The 16448-nt window shown below is 42.3% G+C and carries 15 protein-coding genes and 2 pseudogenes; 9 read left to right on the plus strand and 8 right to left on the minus strand.

Annotated features, from left to right (window positions below; all coding sequences use genetic code 11):
* Nucleotides 1-633: 633 nt before the first annotated feature.
* Nucleotides 634-831 carry a hypothetical protein gene (locus tag O9332_RS04085; RefSeq protein ID WP_002740312.1) on the minus strand — a complete coding sequence of 66 codons (198 nt, stop codon included), beginning with the start codon at nucleotides 829-831 and terminating at the stop codon, nucleotides 634-636.
* Nucleotides 832-955: 124 nt separating this feature from the next.
* Between O9332_RS04085 and O9332_RS04090 the strand changes: the two genes are divergently transcribed.
* A complete protein-coding gene (locus O9332_RS04090; RefSeq protein ID WP_043999501.1) occupies nucleotides 956-1174 on the plus strand; it encodes a hypothetical protein in 219 nt (72 codons plus the stop codon).
* Between the two features lie 387 nt (nucleotides 1175-1561).
* Entirely contained in the window at nucleotides 1562-1786 is a 225-nt protein-coding gene (locus O9332_RS04095) for a hypothetical protein (RefSeq protein ID WP_002763361.1), read from the plus strand.
* A 197-nt stretch (nucleotides 1787-1983) separates the two neighbouring features.
* Here the strand turns inward: O9332_RS04095 and O9332_RS04100 are convergent, their stop codons facing one another.
* A complete protein-coding gene (locus tag O9332_RS04100; RefSeq protein ID WP_072925771.1) occupies nucleotides 1984-2589 on the minus strand; it encodes a DedA family protein in 606 nt (201 codons plus the stop codon).
* Nucleotides 2590-2838: 249 nt separating this feature from the next.
* Nucleotides 2839-4116 carry an adenosylhomocysteinase gene (gene ahcY, locus O9332_RS04105; RefSeq protein WP_002763358.1) on the minus strand — a complete coding sequence of 426 codons (1278 nt, stop codon included), beginning with the start codon at nucleotides 4114-4116 and terminating at the stop codon, nucleotides 2839-2841.
* A 243-nt stretch (nucleotides 4117-4359) separates the two neighbouring features.
* Here ahcY and O9332_RS04110 point away from each other — a divergent pair, with 243 nt between their 5' ends.
* Together O9332_RS04110 and O9332_RS04115 are read left to right on the plus strand one after the other, a co-directional pair.
* Entirely contained in the window at nucleotides 4360-5535 is a 1176-nt protein-coding gene (locus O9332_RS04110) for an ImmA/IrrE family metallo-endopeptidase (RefSeq protein WP_288023775.1), read from the plus strand.
* On the plus strand, nucleotides 5535-6005 hold the full coding sequence (locus O9332_RS04115) for a PIN domain-containing protein (protein WP_072925777.1): 471 nt from the start codon (nucleotides 5535-5537) through the stop codon (nucleotides 6003-6005). The genes O9332_RS04110 and O9332_RS04115 overlap by 1 nt, the downstream gene beginning before the upstream one ends.
* 62 nt (nucleotides 6006-6067) lie before the next feature.
* Here O9332_RS04115 and O9332_RS04120 read toward each other — a convergent pair whose 3' ends face one another.
* The 4 genes from O9332_RS04120 to O9332_RS04135 form a co-directional block, all read right to left on the minus strand.
* Nucleotides 6068-6739 carry a riboflavin synthase gene (locus O9332_RS04120; protein WP_002763354.1) on the minus strand — a complete coding sequence of 224 codons (672 nt, stop codon included), beginning with the start codon at nucleotides 6737-6739 and terminating at the stop codon, nucleotides 6068-6070.
* Between the two features lie 15 nt (nucleotides 6740-6754).
* Nucleotides 6755-8050: a glutamate-5-semialdehyde dehydrogenase gene (gene proA / locus O9332_RS04125; protein WP_002763352.1), complete on the minus strand. Its 1296-nt coding sequence runs from the start codon at nucleotides 8048-8050 to the stop codon at nucleotides 6755-6757.
* A 486-nt stretch (nucleotides 8051-8536) separates the two neighbouring features.
* On the minus strand, nucleotides 8537-9709 hold the full coding sequence (dxr, locus tag O9332_RS04130; protein ID WP_002763350.1) for a 1-deoxy-D-xylulose-5-phosphate reductoisomerase: 1173 nt from the start codon (nucleotides 9707-9709) through the stop codon (nucleotides 8537-8539).
* A gap of 484 nt (nucleotides 9710-10193) precedes the next feature.
* Nucleotides 10194-11027, minus strand: a complete 834-nt coding sequence (locus O9332_RS04135; protein WP_002763349.1) for an acyl-CoA desaturase — start codon at nucleotides 11025-11027, stop codon at nucleotides 10194-10196.
* A gap of 119 nt (nucleotides 11028-11146) precedes the next feature.
* Here O9332_RS04135 and O9332_RS04140 point away from each other — a divergent pair, with 119 nt between their 5' ends.
* The 5 genes and pseudogenes from O9332_RS04140 to O9332_RS04160 all read left to right on the plus strand — a co-directional run bounded on the left by O9332_RS04140 (nucleotide 11147) and on the right by O9332_RS04160 (nucleotide 15919).
* Nucleotides 11147-12370 carry a methionine gamma-lyase family protein gene (locus tag O9332_RS04140; protein ID WP_288023780.1) on the plus strand — a complete coding sequence of 408 codons (1224 nt, stop codon included), beginning with the start codon at nucleotides 11147-11149 and terminating at the stop codon, nucleotides 12368-12370.
* Nucleotides 12371-12710: 340 nt separating this feature from the next.
* Complete coding sequence (locus O9332_RS04145; protein ID WP_002763346.1) at nucleotides 12711-13526, plus strand: prohibitin family protein; 816 nt, start codon at nucleotides 12711-12713, stop codon at nucleotides 13524-13526.
* Between the two features lie 318 nt (nucleotides 13527-13844).
* Nucleotides 13845-15107 (plus strand): vWA domain-containing protein, encoded by a 1263-nt coding sequence (locus tag O9332_RS04150; protein WP_288023784.1) that lies wholly within the window; start codon nucleotides 13845-13847, stop codon nucleotides 15105-15107.
* Nucleotides 15108-15208: 101 nt separating this feature from the next.
* Nucleotides 15209-15598, plus strand: a pseudogene (locus O9332_RS04155) (TPM domain-containing protein); the annotation flags it as partial.
* Nucleotides 15599-15607: 9 nt separating this feature from the next.
* Nucleotides 15608-15919 (plus strand): hypothetical protein, encoded by a 312-nt coding sequence (locus tag O9332_RS04160; RefSeq protein ID WP_288023786.1) that lies wholly within the window; start codon nucleotides 15608-15610, stop codon nucleotides 15917-15919.
* Nucleotides 15920-16004: 85 nt separating this feature from the next.
* Here O9332_RS04160 and O9332_RS04165 read toward each other — a convergent pair.
* Nucleotides 16005-16313, minus strand: a pseudogene (locus O9332_RS04165) (zinc ribbon domain-containing protein); the annotation flags it as partial.
* Nucleotides 16314-16448: the final 135 nt, after the last annotated feature.

Here is a 16448-nt window from a genome sequence, read left to right on the forward strand (position 1 = left end):
TTGCTTTTTTATTTTTCGATTCGATTCGGCAAACTATACCGATATTTTCTAGGTGTAGATAGCCTTGAATAGACGTTCCTTTTAGGTTCAAAAATTTGTCAAGTATCATAAGTAAAACACTCGGGTTTTTGTCCATTATATCAAATCTTAACTCGATTGTCTATCTTTTGGTATTAACCTGTTGATGCCTTAAATCCTTCCCTGTATGGATTTCAGCTACTTTTGAGCTTAGGTACTCTCATCGAATTTTATTTTAAGTTAATTATTTGCATAACAATTCCCGAAGAGCCCTAAGAAGTTAAAAGAAAAGCTAATTTAGCTGTAGCGATGGGGTTGGTGGTTATCGTTTCCATTAATTAGGGTCTGCTGAAAAAGTTTTTCCTGGGGGTAGGAGTCAGTAGCCGGTCGTCAGGAGTCGGTCGTTTTAGGCTTTGTTGCCCTTGTTTTTTTGTACCAAGCGATGTACTACAAGAAGGATAATGCAAGGTTTTTGAACGTCCCAATCCTATTTTCTTGCACTAACATCGGACTTTAACAGGTCAAAAGCTTTATTTTAAAAGGGTTTTACCATTATTCAGCAAACCCTATATAGGGCTTGCTGAAAAAGTAGGGACGAAGAACACCTAAGGATGATTAGATTGTTTTCTTAAGCACAATCTCAGAGCGACTATCAAAACCTAGATCCCCAATACCAACTACTTCCCAACCTTGAGAGCCCAAATCATTAAGAATTTGTAGCAAATCCGCTCCTACCTGGTTGCCATTCAGAAACCAGACCACAGCATTAGGTTCATTCTTTCCTACAAGAATCTGATATTGGAAAATAGCCATTTGACCTCTTGTATTGGGTTGCCTTTGGATCAGTCCAACGGAATTCTAGACGAACTTTTCCAGGTAATACCCCCAATTAAGATTTTATTAAGAGTTCATTCTCGCACCTCTAGAAGTTTAAACCATGTCACTCGCTGAGTTAATTCCTCTGGTCAACAATCTGAGCCAGTCAGACAAATTATCACTCTTTAAAGTCCTAGCCACACAAATCCCAGACGCTGAACTACAATTCATCTTCTCCGCATCAGAGTACCCAATTTTGTCCCCCTACGACGCAACGGCAACTGCAAACATTCTGATGCAGATGATTCAGGATGACCAAGGGGCATCTGCTCATGCCTAGTACAGTTGAGTTTCCCTTTTCTGAGGATGAGGCATTACCGACAATAGACATCTCCAAAAATTATAACCCAGTCACAGCTTGCTTTCGGTTTATGTACTAACTAAACAGTTCAATGGCTGTAATGTATATCTATCGTTGCTAATTCAATTTTACTGAAAAAATATGAGGCAATTAAAATAATTTTTATTCGGGTAGATTCCTTAACTAGAAAGACTTTTAGTCTTGAGATTATATTAGGTCGAGGTCTAATTCCTATCATTTTCAGTATCGTGCTTGTGTTTAGTATTGATGGAGAAAAGTAATGCTAATTTTTTTGGGAAAATTAGTTAAACCATGATTATAACATATAATTAATTTGCAAGAGTTATAGTTAACTTGGTTAGGGCTATGGATTTATTAAAAAATCGTTTTGTGCAGTCGTTGGGAGTCGGGGCGTTTTTTTACCTCCTAATGCTTTCCTTAAATTGGGTGGTGTTGTTCACCCTGAGAATTCTTGAATCTTTTTCTAGTTGGTATCGATACCGCGCCGCTCCCTATTCCTTCCAAATCAGTATCGGGGTGACGCTGGCCTATTTGCTGATCACGGCCGTCTTGAGTAGCCGGCGTGATTAGATACCGTTGCTGCAGCGTTGTCGGCTGTAAAACGTAGTCCAGTAGGGTGCGTTAGACGGCAAAAATTGCTGCTCTGACTGGAAGGTGACAATCCGTCGTAACGCACCACCTCTCATCAACATTTACTCATACCGACGGTTACGTTTGCGGATAATCCCAGTGACAATCCGTCGTAACGCACCACCTCTCATCAACATTTACTCGTACCGGCGGTTACGTTTGCGGATAATCCAGAGGATAAACCAGATAACCAGGGCAAGTAGGGCGATTTTTGAGACGGGAGCCAGATATTCTTCCACAAGGGGGTAATTCTTCCCTAAAAAGTAACCTGCTGCTGTTAAAAAAACGACCCAGAGGGTCGTGCCGATGGTGGAGTAAACTAAAAAGGGAATCATCGCCATGTGATTCATCCCGGCGGGAAGGGAAATCAAAGTTCGCACTCCGGGGACCAAACGACAGAGTAAAACCGCTTTACTACCGTGACGATTAAACCATTGATTGGCTTTTTGAATATCTTTAGCGGAAACAGTGATCCATTTGCCGTATTTATCGGCTAGTTTTTCGATTTTTTCCTCATCCACAACCCGACCGAGATAATACCAAGGTAGCGCTCCGATGACCGTACCAAAAATCCCCGCTACCACTGCCGGAATAAATTCCATTTGTCCCTCATGGACGGTAAAACCCGCCAGGGGCATAATTAATTCTGAGGGAATGGGAGGAAAAAGATTCTCTAAAAACATTAATAGGGCTATGCCTAAATAGCCCATGGAAGTCATTGTATTTGTAATCCATTCAGTCATATTTTTTTAGGATTTAGAAAACAGTTTAAAAGTAAAAAAAGGGGGTTGGGTGTTAGGGGTGGGGAAGTGGGGAAGTGGGGAAGTGGGGGAGTGGGGAAGTGGGGAAGTGGGGAAGTGGGGGAGTGGGGAAGTGGGGGAGTGGCAAGAATAAATCAAAGCAATCTCCTGACGACCGACTCCTGACGACCGACTCCTGACGGCTAAAAAACTGATAACTGATAACTGATAACTGATAACTGATAACTGATATTAGGTTCCGGAAGTCCAGGAGTTGATATATTCTAATTGGGCTTCGGTGAGAGTATCGATTTCAATACCCATGGCTTGCAGTTTCAAGCGGGCGATTTCTTGGTCTAATTCGTAGGGAATTGAGTAGATGCCGGGGGCTAATTTACCTTTATTTTTAACCAAGTATTCTACACCGATCGCTTGGTTAGCGAAACTCATATCCATAACGGCGCTAGGATGACCTTCGGCGGCCGCGAGGTTAACTAGGCGACCTTCACCGATAACAACGACGGATTTACCGCTTTTTAGGCTATATTGTTGGGTAAAGTTGCGAACTTCCTTAACATTATCGGCTTTTGCGCCTAAAGCTTGCAGGTCGATTTCAATATCAAAGTGACCGGAGTTGGAAACAATCGCCCCATCTTTCATCAGGTCAAAATGTTCAGCCCGGATAACGTGCTTGTTACCAGTGACGGTGATAAAGATATCGCCTTCTTTAGCGGCTTCATCCATGGGCATAACCCGGAAACCGTCCATCGCCGCTTCAATGGCGCGCACGGCGTTAATTTCGGTGACAATTACATTAGAGCCTAAACCTTTGGCCCGCATAGCGACACCTTTACCACACCAACCATAACCAGCCACAACCACGGTTTTACCGGCGAGGAGGATATTGGTGGCGCGAATGATACCATCAAGGGTAGATTGACCTGTACCGTAGCGATTATCAAAGAAATGCTTGGTTTCTGCGTCGTTAACGTTCATTGCCGGGAAGGATAACACCCCAGCTTTGAGCATGGCTTGCAAACGGACGATGCCGGTGGTAGTTTCTTCGGTAGTACCGATAATGTCGGGTAATTGGTGACTTCTTTCTTTAACCAGGGTGGCCACTACATCACAACCATCATCGATGATAATCTGGGGTTTGTGATCGAGGGCGATTTGAACGTGACGGTGATAGGTGTCGTTATCTTCCCCTTTGATTGCATAAACGGGGATGCCGTAATCAGCGACTAAACAAGCGGCCACATCATCTTGGGTGGAAAGGGGATTACTAGCAATTAATAACGCATCAGCGCCACCGGCTTTGAGTGCGATCGCCAAATTAGCGGTTTCGGTGGTAACGTGACAGCAAGCGACTAAACGCAGTCCAGCAAAGGGTTTTTCGATGGCGTAACGTTCGGCTAATTGACGCAAAACGGGCATTTCCCGTCCGGCCCATTCGATGCGTTGTTTGCCGATGGGGGCTAAACTAATATCTTTAATGTCGTATTTCTGTTGAACTGGTGTTGCTACCATAAGGGGTTTTCCTTAAATACAAGCCTAGGCTATTGGTTAATTTAACTTAACATTGTCTGGGTATTTTGGCTAATGTCAAGCTTTCGGCTGGTTTTTTATATAGGAAAAAGTTATCAATTCCTCGCTGACCTATCCAGAAATCGGTACATTGTCTCTATTTTAGGTAATTATATAGTACAATACAACTACTTTATGATCTAAATCAAGCTAGAAATCTCTATCTCGTGATGATAAGATAAAGTGATGGGCGAGAAACTGACAGGCGTTAATCCCAAGATAATCCAATGGGCAAGAGAAAGGGCGAGATATTCTCTTGAGTCTGTGGCGGTCAAGTTTAAAAAAGATGTTTCTGTTATCGAAAAATGGGAGTCAGGAGAGGACTTTCCTACTTATAGTCAATTGGAAAAGTTAGCAGAAATATATAAACGTCCTCTCGCTTTATTCTTTTTCCCAGAACCTCCCCTAGAAGCGGAGGAAAAACAAGAATTTAGAACTTTGCCAGACTTTGAAATCGAAAATTTGGCCGTCGATACTATCTATGCTTTACGACAAGCAAAAGCGATGCAATTGTCGCTACAGGAAATTAATAATGGTATTAATCCTAGTACCAAGAAAATCTTTCAGGATATTGCGGTTAGCTCTAGGGATGATTTAAGGATATTAGCCGAACAGATAAGAAATTATTTAAACGTTACTCTAGAAGAACAACTGACCTGGAATGATCAGGAAACTGCCTTAAAAAAATGGCGGAGTGCCGTGGAAGAAGCCGGTATTTTTATTTTTAAGCGTTCTTTTAAGCAGCGAGAAATTTCGGGATTTTGCTTGATAGATATTGAATTTCCGATCATCTATATTAATAATAGCACGGAAAAATCTAGACAAATATTTACCATTTTTCATGAATTAGCACATATTCTTTTGCAGACTAATGGAATTACTAAGTCTGACGATAGATATATTAATAGTTTGCAGGGAGCAAATAAAAGTATCGAGATATTTTGTAATAAATTTGCTGCGGAGTTTTTGCTTCCTAATCATGTCTTTTCTGAGATAATTAGAGAAACAATAGTTAACGATAAAATTATCTCGAAAATTTCCAGTGATTATAAGGTTAGTCGAGAAGTAGTTTTACGAAAACTATTAGATAATAACTTAATCTCCCAGAAAGAATATACTCTTAAAGTAAACGAGTGGTACAGTGAGCAGGTGGGAAAAAATCAGGACAAAAATAAAAAATCTGGAGGTAATCCCTATGCTAATCAGGCGACATATTTGGGAGAAAATTACCTAAAACTTGTGTTCAAGAAATACTATCAAGGCCAATACGATATCGAGCGTGTTGCTGATTATCTAAACATTAAAAAAGTTGCTACGGTGGAAAAACTTGAACAATATTTATTAGACAAAGGACTGTTTTGATGGTTTACATTTTTGACACAAGTAGTTTTAAGGTCTTAGGAAACTATTTTCCCAAAAGTTTTCCTACCGTTTGGCAAAAAATCGATTTGATTGTGTCAGAAGGTAAACTACAATCAGTACGCGAAGTGCTTAAAGAAGTAGAATATGGCAATAATAAACAATTTGTTTTAGATTGGATAGACTCCAATAAACAAATATTTTTACCACCCACTGCTCAGGAAACTTTATTTATTCCTGAAATTTTTTCTATAAGAAACTTTAAGGATTTAGTGATTCAAAAAGCCAGATTACAAGGAAAGCCAGTGGCAGACCCATTTATTATTGCCTGTGCCAAGATAAAAGACGGTTGCGTAATTACCGAAGAAGCCTTAAAGCCTAATGCTCCCAAAATCCCCACCGTCTGTCAACACTTTTCTATCGATTGTACCAATGTTCAGGGTTTAATGGAGCGAGAAGGTTGGCAATTTTAAAACTAAAATTAATGGATAAATTGCCAATAAATTTATATGTTGAAAAGGCTTTTTCTGGAAAACTAATAACCATGTTCAGCCAGAAATTCTAGGCTAATCTCGCTAGGAGGGTGATAAGAGCGCATTCCTAACAATTTTTCCACATATTTGCCTAAAATATCCCCTTCTAGATTCACCCAATCGCCTAATTTTAAATGGGAAAGATTGGTTTCGGCGTAGGTGTGGGGGATGACAGCCACTTTAAACCAGCTGCCGGAGGCATCACAATCGGCCACGGTTAAACTAATGCCATTAACAGCTATACTGCCCTTACCGACGATATAACGAGCTATGTAGTTATTCCACTGCTCTTCTAGGGAACTAGGGGCAGCAAAGGTCATTTCCCACGAATTAGCCACGATTATCGATTCGACTAAACAGCCAATACCGTCCACATGACCGGTGACAAAATGACCGCCGATTTTACTACCCACCCGCAAAGAGGTTTCTAGGTTAACGTTGGGTTCTGTTTTAATCCTTCGTCCTAAAGTAGTGCGCTGTAGGGTTTCCGGGGAAGCGGTGGCCAGAAAACCCTCTGGGAGAATTTCCTCGACTGTCAAACAAACCCCATCCACAGCCACACTATCACCAATCATTAAATCTCGGATAATTGTATCAGAGGATACAGACAAATAAAGTCTATCGGTATCCACGACCCGGATTGTTGCCAAGGCTTGAATTAATCCTGTAAACATCGGCTTTTTTCTCGACTATAAGTCCTTATGAGTGAAAGATTGGGCATTTTCCCCAGAATAATCGGCGACAATATGACCATCTCCGGCTAATTGATATTTGTAGGTCACTAATCCCTCTAATCCCACCGGACCACGGGGAGGCATTTTTTGGGTACTGATACCCACTTCGGCCCCAAAACCGTAACGGAAACCATCGGCAAATCGGGTGGAACAATTATGAAAAACTCCGGCGGCATCGACTCGATCGCTAAAGGTTTTGGCCGTGTTAAAATTTTCGCTGACAATGCCTTCCGTGTGTCGAGAACCGTAATAATTAATATGTTCGATCGCTGATTCCAGACTATCGACAATTTTAATTGACAGAATTAAATCACTATATTCGGTTTGCCAGTCCTGTTCTGTGGCCGATGGTACGTTAATCATCTGACGAGTTGCTTCATCTCCCAATAATTTAACCTTTTTTTCCTCTAATGCTTGTGCCACTGCGGGTAAAAATTGTCTAGCGATGTCTTGATGAACCAATAAAGTTTCAATGGTATTACAAGCGGCAGGATATTGGGTTTTGCCATCGACGGTAATTCTAATTGCTTTGCTTAAATCGGCTTCTTTGTCGATGTAGAGATGACAGATACCATCGGCATGACCGAGGACAGGAATGCGGGTATTATTTTGGATATAACGAACAAATTCGTTAGAACCTCTAGGAATAATTAAATCGATGTATTGATCGAGTTTTAAGAGTTCCTGAATTTCTTCTCGTGTTGTTAATAATCGTACCGCTGCTGGATTAACTTTAGTTTGACTCAATGCCTGATGAATAATTGTTACTAAAGCTTGACAAGAACGGATCGCTTCTTTCCCCCCTTTTAAAATAACGCCATTACCAGATTTAATCGCTAAACTGGTAATTTGAATTAAAGCATCGGGACGAGCTTCAAAAATAACGCCTAAAACCCCTAAAGGACAGGTTATTCTCCGAAGAATTAAACCTTGATCTAATTCCCGATTAATTTGCATCGTAGCTAAAGGATCTGCTAATTTAGACACATCTCGCACCCCGGCAATAGCGGCTTTTAATTTGCTGGGACTTAACTCTAATCGCGCACATAAAGCCGGAGATAATTGCATCGCTTTGGCAGTTTGAACATCGGCGATATTAGCTTCTAGTATCTGATCAGCATTGGCAGTTAAAGCCTCAGCAATAGCCTCTAAAGCTTCATTCCTTTCTTCGTTAGTCAGGATAGCCAGTTGACGACTCGCTTGACGGGTTTCTCTGGCGATTTCGGGGAGGGATAGAGAAGTTGTAACCATAGAAAATTAAAAGTAATAACCGCTATCTTGTTTATTTTATCTTATTTTTGATCAAGTTTCAGGGTCATTACACCTCATTGTAAAAATCAAAAATTGTTGTTAGGGTTAGGAGTCAGTAGTCAGGAGAATTAAGAATGAATAATAATCAATTAAATGGTCTATTTACGGATTTTAGGCAATTTAATCCTTATTTTTGCCGTTTTTGAACCCTCAAAAATTAATTAGTCAAGAGGTTTATTGAAGGTTAAGTAGGTAGGCGTTAAAAGTTATCAGATCCCCCCGCCTATCGGCACCCCCCTTATCAAGGGGGGCAGGGGGGATCGAACCTAAAATCCATTTTTAATTTAATTATAACCAGCTACTTATCAACCCTTGTCATGATCATCATAAATCTAGTTAACTAGAAAAAATAGCCGAAATTAGTGATTTTTCTATCCTATATCTGTAGAGACATTATAGTTAACATCCCTACAGAATCTAGACTATCTAGACCGGATTGGCAATCAGACAGTTAGATACCTCTTGACGCGCCCAATTATCGGCGGCTAAAATGTCATCTAGGCTAGGGGTAGAAGTGTTATGAATTGCAAAGCGATCGCAAACTTTTTCGATCACCCGGGGAATATCTAAGAAGCTAATCTTTTCTTCTAAAAATAACGCTACCGCTTGTTCATTAGCCGCGTTTAATACTGCTGGCATTGCCCCACCTGCGCGGCCGGCTGCGTAGGCTAATCCCATACAGGGATATTTTTGATGATCGGGTTCTTTGAAGGTTAAACTACCAGCTTTAACTAAATTCAAAGGTTCCCAATCGGTATAAATTCTTTCGGGCCAAGACAAGGCATATAACAGGGGTAAACGCATATCTGGCCAGCCTAATTGAGCTAAAACCGATGTATCCTGTAACTCAATTAAAGAGTGAATAATACTTTGAGGATGAATAACAATATCGATCGCATTATAATCGACACCAAATAAATAATGAGCTTCGATAACTTCTAGACCTTTATTCATTAAAGTAGCCGAATCGATGGTGATTTTTCTGCCCATAGACCAGTTGGGATGTTTGAGGGCATCAGCTACGGTTACTTGCGGCAATTTTTCCACGGGTAAATCGCGAAAAGCACCCCCAGAAGCAGTGAGAATAATCTTTTTTAATCCCCCAGTGGGAACTCCCTGTAAACACTGAAAAATAGCTGAATGTTCCGAGTCAGCAGGTAATAATTTAACTCGGTGTTTTTCCACTAAAGGCAGCACCACTGGACCGCCAGCAATCAGGGTTTCTTTATTAGCGAGGGCAATATCTTTACCAGCAGTAATAGCGGCAATCGTCGGCAGCAATCCCGCACAACCGACAATTCCCGTGACGACGCTTTCGGAATCGCCATAACGGGCCACTTCGATTACTCCTTCCTTTCCTGCTAGGATAATCGGGGTATAGTCAAGGTCGGAAATTAGGCTTTTTAGGTCTTCTAGTTGACTTTCGTTATTAATCGCCACGATTTGCGGGCGAAATTGCCGAATTTGCTCCGATAGTAGTTGAATATTATTACCCGTGGCTAATCCCACCACTTGAAACTTATCGGGATGATCGGTGACAATATCGAGAGTTTGAGTGCCGATCGAGCCTGTAGAGCCTAAAATCGAGATTTTTTTCATTAGAAACTTAATATAATTTGGGGATTAGCTTTAAATATACGTTCTCCGGGGTCTTTCCGGCACATCAGCGTAAATATTAAACATTTGTTAAAAAAGTTGATAGTTTGACCTTTTTATGCTAAGGCTTAGAAAAAGTTAGCGATAGAGATGGTGACAGAGAAGAAATCGAATAGAAAGGCCAATGGATTAGGCTGTCTAGCGGGGGGTCTGGTTTTTTGCCTCTTATTTCCCCTGTGTGTTTTCTTTTTTGGTTGGTTATCCTTCGCTCTTGGGATGAGTTGTGCTTTCCCCAGTCAATGTTCGACAGAGGGGGAAATAATCAAGTTTATCCTATCAATGATTTCGTTTTTTGGGGGAGGATTGGCAGTACCTATATTCCTCAGTTGTGCCGTGGGAAAAGCCGTCAGATTTGGGTTAAGTCGCAGAAAAAATAACCGAACTTAAACATAAGTTCGGCTAGATTTAATTTAACAACTGGATAAAACTAACTTTCTGTCGCCGTTGCCGTGCTGGGGGGTAACTTAATATTAGTAGCTAATCCCAGAATTTGCAGCAGACGAATGGTCATCCAAGTCAGGTCAACTTCCCACCATTGTAGGCCATGACGGGCAGAATACTGATAGGCATGGTGATTATTGTGCCAACCTTCACCAAAAGTTAGGAGAGCAACCCACCAACAATTTTTAGAATTATCGTGGGATTCATGGCTAACATAACCAAATTTGTGGGTGGCGCTATTGACAAACCAAGTGGAGTGGAAAACTAAGACCAAGCGAACAAAAATTCCCCAAATTACAAACGGCCAACCACCTATAGCATAGAGAATTAAGCCTAAAACAATTTGGATAGGAACAAAATAATTTTGACAGAATTTATAGAAAGGATCGTCGGCGATATCTTGGGTAAAACGAGCGATTTCTTCGTCGGCAGGAATTTCGTGCAGCATCCAACCCATGTGACTCCACCAGAAACCTTTATTAGAATCGTGGGGATCGGGAGCAGTATCAGAATATTTATGATGAATACGATGTAAACCTATCCATGCGATCGCACCCCCCTGACAAGCGAGGGTCCCGCAGAAAACCAGAAAGTATTCTAACCATTTGGGAGTCTTAAAACTCCGATGGGAGACCAAACGATGAAAACCGAGGGTAATTCCTAAACCCCCAGTAATCCAATAGAGAATTAATGTCACTCCCACAGCACCCCAGCTAAAATTGCCAGGCAAGAAGGCTAAAAGAGCCACTAAGTGGATAAAAGCCATGTAGATGAGAGTCACCCAGTCAATGGGCAGTTTTTCGGAAGTCGCAACAGTCATTGAATAACCCAAAGGGAAACAACAGGAGACAGAGCATCATTGTCTTATCTGTCTCGATTTGACACAGGGGGAACTTTGACGCTTAATAAATAGTAACAAATATCACAGTCTATTGTTTGATGGATATCCCCTCTCTACTCCACAGGGCAGAAAAGGCCCTACTCCCCATCTTTTCGGAAATTGACGCACAGGTCAAGGAAAATCTCCGTAAAGTCCTCGGTGCTTTCCGTGAAAACCGCGTCGGAGTGCATCATTTTGCTAGTGTTAGTGGTTATGGTCATGATGACTTGGGACGGGATACTTTAGATCAAGTGTTCGCCCAAGCCCTGGGGGCCGAAAAGGCGGCGGTGCGGGTACAATTTGTTTCAGGAACCCATGCGATCGCCTGTGCCTTGTATGGGGTTCTTCGACCGGGGGATGAGATGTTAGCGGTAGCGGGTGCGCCCTACGATACCCTAGAGGAAGTAATTGGGATTAGGGGCAGTGGTCAAGGCTCTTTAAAGGATTTTGGCGTTAGTTATCGGCAATTAGAGCTAGATTCTACCGGTGCGATCGATTGGTTGGCTTTGGCAACAGCAGTTAAACCCCAAACCCGTTTAGTACATATTCAAAGATCCTGCGGTTATTCCTGGCGATCGAGTTTGTCTATTGACGAAATCGAGAGAATTGTCCGTATAGTTAAACAACAAAACCCGAATACGGTCTGTTTTGTCGATAATTGCTATGGAGAATTTATCAACACCCAAGAACCCACCAACGTGGGAGCAGATCTAATGGCCGGTTCTCTAATTAAAAATCCCGGAGGTACAATCGTCACGGCCGGGGGATACATAGCAGGTAAAGCGGAATTAGTGGAAATGGCCTGCTATCGTCTGACAGCACCGGGAATCGGTAGGGAGGGAGGGGCAACTTTTGACCAAAATCGTCTTCTTTATCAGGGATTGTTTCTAGCACCGCAAATGGTGGGAGAAGCGATGAAAGGCAGTCATTTAATTGCCTATGTGGGCGATAAGTTGGGTTATCCGGTCAATCCTGCCCCTTTTGTGCCTCGACGCGATATTATTCAAGCGATTAAACTCGGTTCCCCCGATAAGCTGATTGCCTTCTGTAAAGCCATTCAAGCCTATTCTCCCATCGGTTCCTACTTGGATCCCATTCCTGCCCAAATGCCGGGCTATGAGAGCCAAGTAGTGATGGCTGGTGGCACGTTTATCGATGGTAGCACCTCGGAATTCTCCGCCGATGGACCCCTACGGGAACCCTATATCGTTTTTTGTCAGGGGGGAACCCATTGGACTCATATTTCCCTGGCCCTAGAACAAGCGATCGCAGCTTTATCTTGAATGGTTCCTCTCACCTTCTTTCTCTCCCCTAGTTAAATTCCTAACTTCCTGTCTTTGTGGTTAACAAAAAGTAAAACGTAGGGTACGTTAGACGGCCAAAATTGCTGCTGTGACTGGAAGGTAACAATCCCTCGTAACGCACCACCTATCATCGACTGTGATTGTGTGATGGACTATGATTGAAGTAACGCACCACCTATCATCAACTAAGTAGCCAATTACAATTAAAGATAAAATACAAAGAACCAGAAGCTTGTCCCACTATCTAAAAATTAATTGAGATTACTTACTTATAATAACAGTGGTACGATAAAACCGATCAAATATCTAAGGAGTTGTCATGAATTACAATCGCAATATAATACCATTAATGGCGGGGGGAATTTTAATATTAGCTTTTACTACCATACTGCGCCCTTTTGCCGTTATTGATACTGGTGAACGCGGCGTTGTCATGTACTTTGGCAAAGTGCAAAAACAAATCCTCGATGAAGGAATTCATCCCGTTATACCGATTGTCACCAAGATCAAGCCCATCAACGTTCGAGTCCAAACAACGGAAGTAAAGGCAAAAGGCTCTTCCAAAGATTTGCAAGATGTGGAAACAACTATTATCGTTAACTGGCACATCGACCCCGACAAAGTCAATCAGATTTATCAACAAGTTGGGGATATCAATGAGATTGTCTCTGGTATTATCAACCCAGCAGTATCGGAAATTGTCAAAGCGGCAACAGCACAACGTCCCGTACAAAATATCTTGCAAGAGCGAGGAGAACTCAAACGTGAAATTGACACTTCCCTCGCCCAAAGATTAAGACGTTATGGGATAATTATCAATGATGTATCTCTCGTTAATTTTGGTTTTTCTGAAGAGTTTAACGCAGCGATTGAAGCCAAACAAGTAGCGGAACAAAAGGCACAAGAAGCTGCTTTTCGCGCACAACAAGCAGCAGAGGAAGCGAAAGCGGAAATCAACCGCGCGAAGGGACAGGCAGAAGCTCAAAAACTATTGCGCCAAAACCTAACAGCAGAAATTTTACAACAACGAGCAATCGAAAAGTGGGATGGACGTTTTCCTGTCGTCATGACTGGTTCGGGCTCCCTTCCCCTGATTAACATCGATTCCAATTTATTATCATCTCAAAAAGAGTAAATAACTTTAGTTCGCGTTAAAGAGATTTTGCCATGACTTCCACGAAAGAATAAGTCCGACCAGCCACGGTAAAATTTCCCACAAGAACTGCTGGGGCCGCATCTTAACTTTGTAGAAATATCGACAATCGGGAATTATCAGTGACTCTTAAATTATTCCCAATATATGAACAACCACAGGTGTGCATCGTAGATTGACAAAAATGAGATGCACTCAATGCTCGAACTTGTCTAACTCGATGCCAGACGGGAAAATAAGCACAAATTTAACTATACTCATTACAATATAAATATCAACGACCACGATAAAAAAACTCTTATGCGGGTAACTCTAAAATCGGCCTTGAGTGATAGTCATATCGATGCTAATCAAAGCAGCAGTCAACGTCAACTGATGCTCTCGATCGCCGCCACCAGTGAACAGATCAACACAAATTTACCGATTAATCTTTGTTTAGTTCTCGATCATAGCGGTTCTATGCAGGGAAAACCGCTAGAAACGGTGAAAAAAGCGGCCTTCAGTTTAATAGAATCCCTCGGGGTTAACGATCGTCTCTCGGTAATAGCTTTCGATCATCGCGCCAAAGTTATTCTTCCCTCCCAATCGCGAGAGGATGATCTGACCTTAATTCGCTCAAAAATTCAACAATTACAAGCGGGAGGAGGTACGGCGATCGATGAAGGGATAAAATTAGGTATTCAAGAAAGTTCCACCGGCAGCAAAGGTTATGTGTCTCATATTTTTCTGCTTACCGATGGTGAAAATGAACACGGAAATAATCAACGCTGTTTAAAATTAGCCGCAGTAGCAGCTGAGTACGGTATCACCTTAAATACCTTCGGTTTTGGCGATCATTGGAATCAAGATATCCTAGAAAAAATTGCCGATATCGCTGGCGGAAGTTTATCCTATATCGAAAGACCCGAACAGGCTTTAATTGAATTTACTCGTCTATTTAACCGTTTGCAATCTGTCCGGTTAACTAACGCTTTCCTGCAATTAGAATTAGATGCTCGGACTCATTTAGCCGACTTAAAACCCATCGCCCAAGTTGCCCCAGAAACTATAGAAATGAGCCTACAAAAAGAGGGCAATTTTTACATCACCCGTTTGGGTGATTTAATGATAGATGAAGAAAAAATTATCCTCCTCAATCTCTATATCGACCAAATTCCCCCCGGTACTCATACCATAGCTAAGGTGAAGATTCGCTACGATGATCCCGCTTCTGGTCAAAAAGGGCTAGAAACTGCGACTGTTAGCCTTAATATCGCCTCCCAAGCTATCTATCAATCCCAATTAAACGAGCAAGTTCAGAAATCGACTCTGACTTTAGCCAAATATCGTCAAACCCAAATCGCTGAAGAAAAATTAAAACAGGGCGATCGAGCAGCCGCCGCCACCATGCTACAAACCGCCGCCAAAACCGCCTTACAATTGGGAGAAAAAAACGCCGCCACTGTCCTCCAAACTAATGCCACCCGTTTACAGGTGGGAGAAGAATTGAGCGAGGGAGATTTAAAGAAAACCCGCATTATTGCTAAAACAAGACTACAAACCGATGGAGAGACAGGAAAATGATTAAAATTCGCCCCTTGCCCCTAGGAATTTTTCTGGTGACAATGTTCGCTCTTCCCCCTGTTATTTTACCCCCCTTAGTCAACGCTATTCCCATCGAATAAATACCGAAACTAAATCCGCACGGGGGATTATGGGTCAGCGATCGAGCTAATATTTTAAGTCGGGCGGGTGTTACGCAAATTTCCGGTGACATAGCCAAATTAGAGGTAGAAACCGGCGCAGAAATTGCTGTTGTCACCGTCCCCGATACCTTACCCTATCCTACCCCCAAAGCCTACGCCACAGCCCTATTTAATCGTTGGAAAATCGGCAAAAAATCGCAAGATAACGGGGTTTTAATCCTCGTTTCCCTCAAGGATAGACGGGTAGAAATCGAGACCGGTTATGGAGTCCAAAGATTTTTACCCGATGCTCAGGTCAAGGATATTATCTACACCTACATGATTCCTAGCTTCAAAACGGGAAACTACGAAGAAGGTATTCGAGCAGGTGTAACAGTTGTGAGCGGGTTTCTCCGTAGTGCTTATGGGTTGCGACAAACTGAATTTAAGCCTCAAATCGCAATGTCCATTCTTCATCTTGTTTTGGCTATCCTGATGGTGGGAGTGTCTTTTCCCTTGATGTTAATTCTATATTTTGTTTATTTTCGTTGTGCCGTTGGTGGCAATGGTCGAGGTGGCCGCAGTGGTGGCAGCAACGGCAATAGCGACTATTGCGGTTATGATGGTGGTGGTTATGGTGGTGGCGGTTATGATGGTGGTGATTTCGGCGGTGGCAGTAGCGGTGGGGGTGGCGGCGGCGGTGATTGGTAGAGTTGACACTCCCTCCCATGAGCGCTTCGGGGAGTGTCAATAGAGGCTTTGGCTACCAGTTCCGTTCTGTTAAACTTACTCAAATCTACTCATGAGCAAATTTGACGTTAACTTCCTGCTTCACTGTAGTAGTGTCGGCACTATCTACTCTACAAGCTGACACGGTGGAACTCACCGCCAAAGAAGCTAGATTTAGACTAGCGTTCAAGTCTCGACCGCAAACTACATGGCATTGCTCACACTCAAAAACTCTTTCAGTTAAAGATAGAGACTCTTTTTTGTACCCACAATTGGAACAGGTTTTACTGCTAGGAAACCACCTATCGGCTATGATTAATTCCGAACCATACAACTGAGTTTTATAATCAAGTTGTCTTCGGAACTCGTAAAAACGCAACATCTCAAAAACCGCTGAGAGGTAAGATGAAAGCCACGACAGCATCTCTGGCCTCTCAGCCTATCGCCTGTGGCTGTTAGGTAGTGTCTAGCTAGTGACCAACTTCCAGGCTGAGACTGTTCTGGGGAGCCG

It is taken from the genome of Microcystis sp. LE19-10.1B (assembly GCF_027530565.1).
Taxonomy (GTDB): Bacteria; Cyanobacteriota; Cyanobacteriia; order Cyanobacteriales; family Microcystaceae; genus Microcystis; species Microcystis aeruginosa.

Coding starts and splice junctions, on each gene's coding strand:
- O9332_RS04085 (WP_002740312.1), bottom strand. CDS start 831: ATGGCTATTTTCCAATATCAGATTCTTGTAGGAAAGAATGAACCTAAT.
- O9332_RS04090 (WP_043999501.1), top strand. CDS start 956: ATGTCACTCGCTGAGTTAATTCCTCTGGTCAACAATCTGAGCCAGTCA.
- O9332_RS04095 (WP_002763361.1), top strand. CDS start 1,562: ATGGATTTATTAAAAAATCGTTTTGTGCAGTCGTTGGGAGTCGGGGCG.
- O9332_RS04100 (WP_072925771.1), bottom strand. CDS start 2,589: ATGACTGAATGGATTACAAATACAATGACTTCCATGGGCTATTTAGGC.
- ahcY (WP_002763358.1), bottom strand. CDS start 4,116: ATGGTAGCAACACCAGTTCAACAGAAATACGACATTAAAGATATTAGT.
- O9332_RS04110 (WP_288023775.1), top strand. CDS start 4,360: ATGGGCGAGAAACTGACAGGCGTTAATCCCAAGATAATCCAATGGGCA.
- O9332_RS04115 (WP_072925777.1), top strand. CDS start 5,535: ATGGTTTACATTTTTGACACAAGTAGTTTTAAGGTCTTAGGAAACTAT.
- O9332_RS04120 (WP_002763354.1), bottom strand. CDS start 6,739: ATGTTTACAGGATTAATTCAAGCCTTGGCAACAATCCGGGTCGTGGAT.
- proA (WP_002763352.1), bottom strand. CDS start 8,050: ATGGTTACAACTTCTCTATCCCTCCCCGAAATCGCCAGAGAAACCCGT.
- dxr (WP_002763350.1), bottom strand. CDS start 9,709: ATGAAAAAAATCTCGATTTTAGGCTCTACAGGCTCGATCGGCACTCAA.
- O9332_RS04135 (WP_002763349.1), bottom strand. CDS start 11,027: ATGACTGTTGCGACTTCCGAAAAACTGCCCATTGACTGGGTGACTCTC.
- O9332_RS04140 (WP_288023780.1), top strand. CDS start 11,147: ATGGATATCCCCTCTCTACTCCACAGGGCAGAAAAGGCCCTACTCCCC.
- O9332_RS04145 (WP_002763346.1), top strand. CDS start 12,711: ATGAATTACAATCGCAATATAATACCATTAATGGCGGGGGGAATTTTA.
- O9332_RS04150 (WP_288023784.1), top strand. CDS start 13,845: ATGCGGGTAACTCTAAAATCGGCCTTGAGTGATAGTCATATCGATGCT.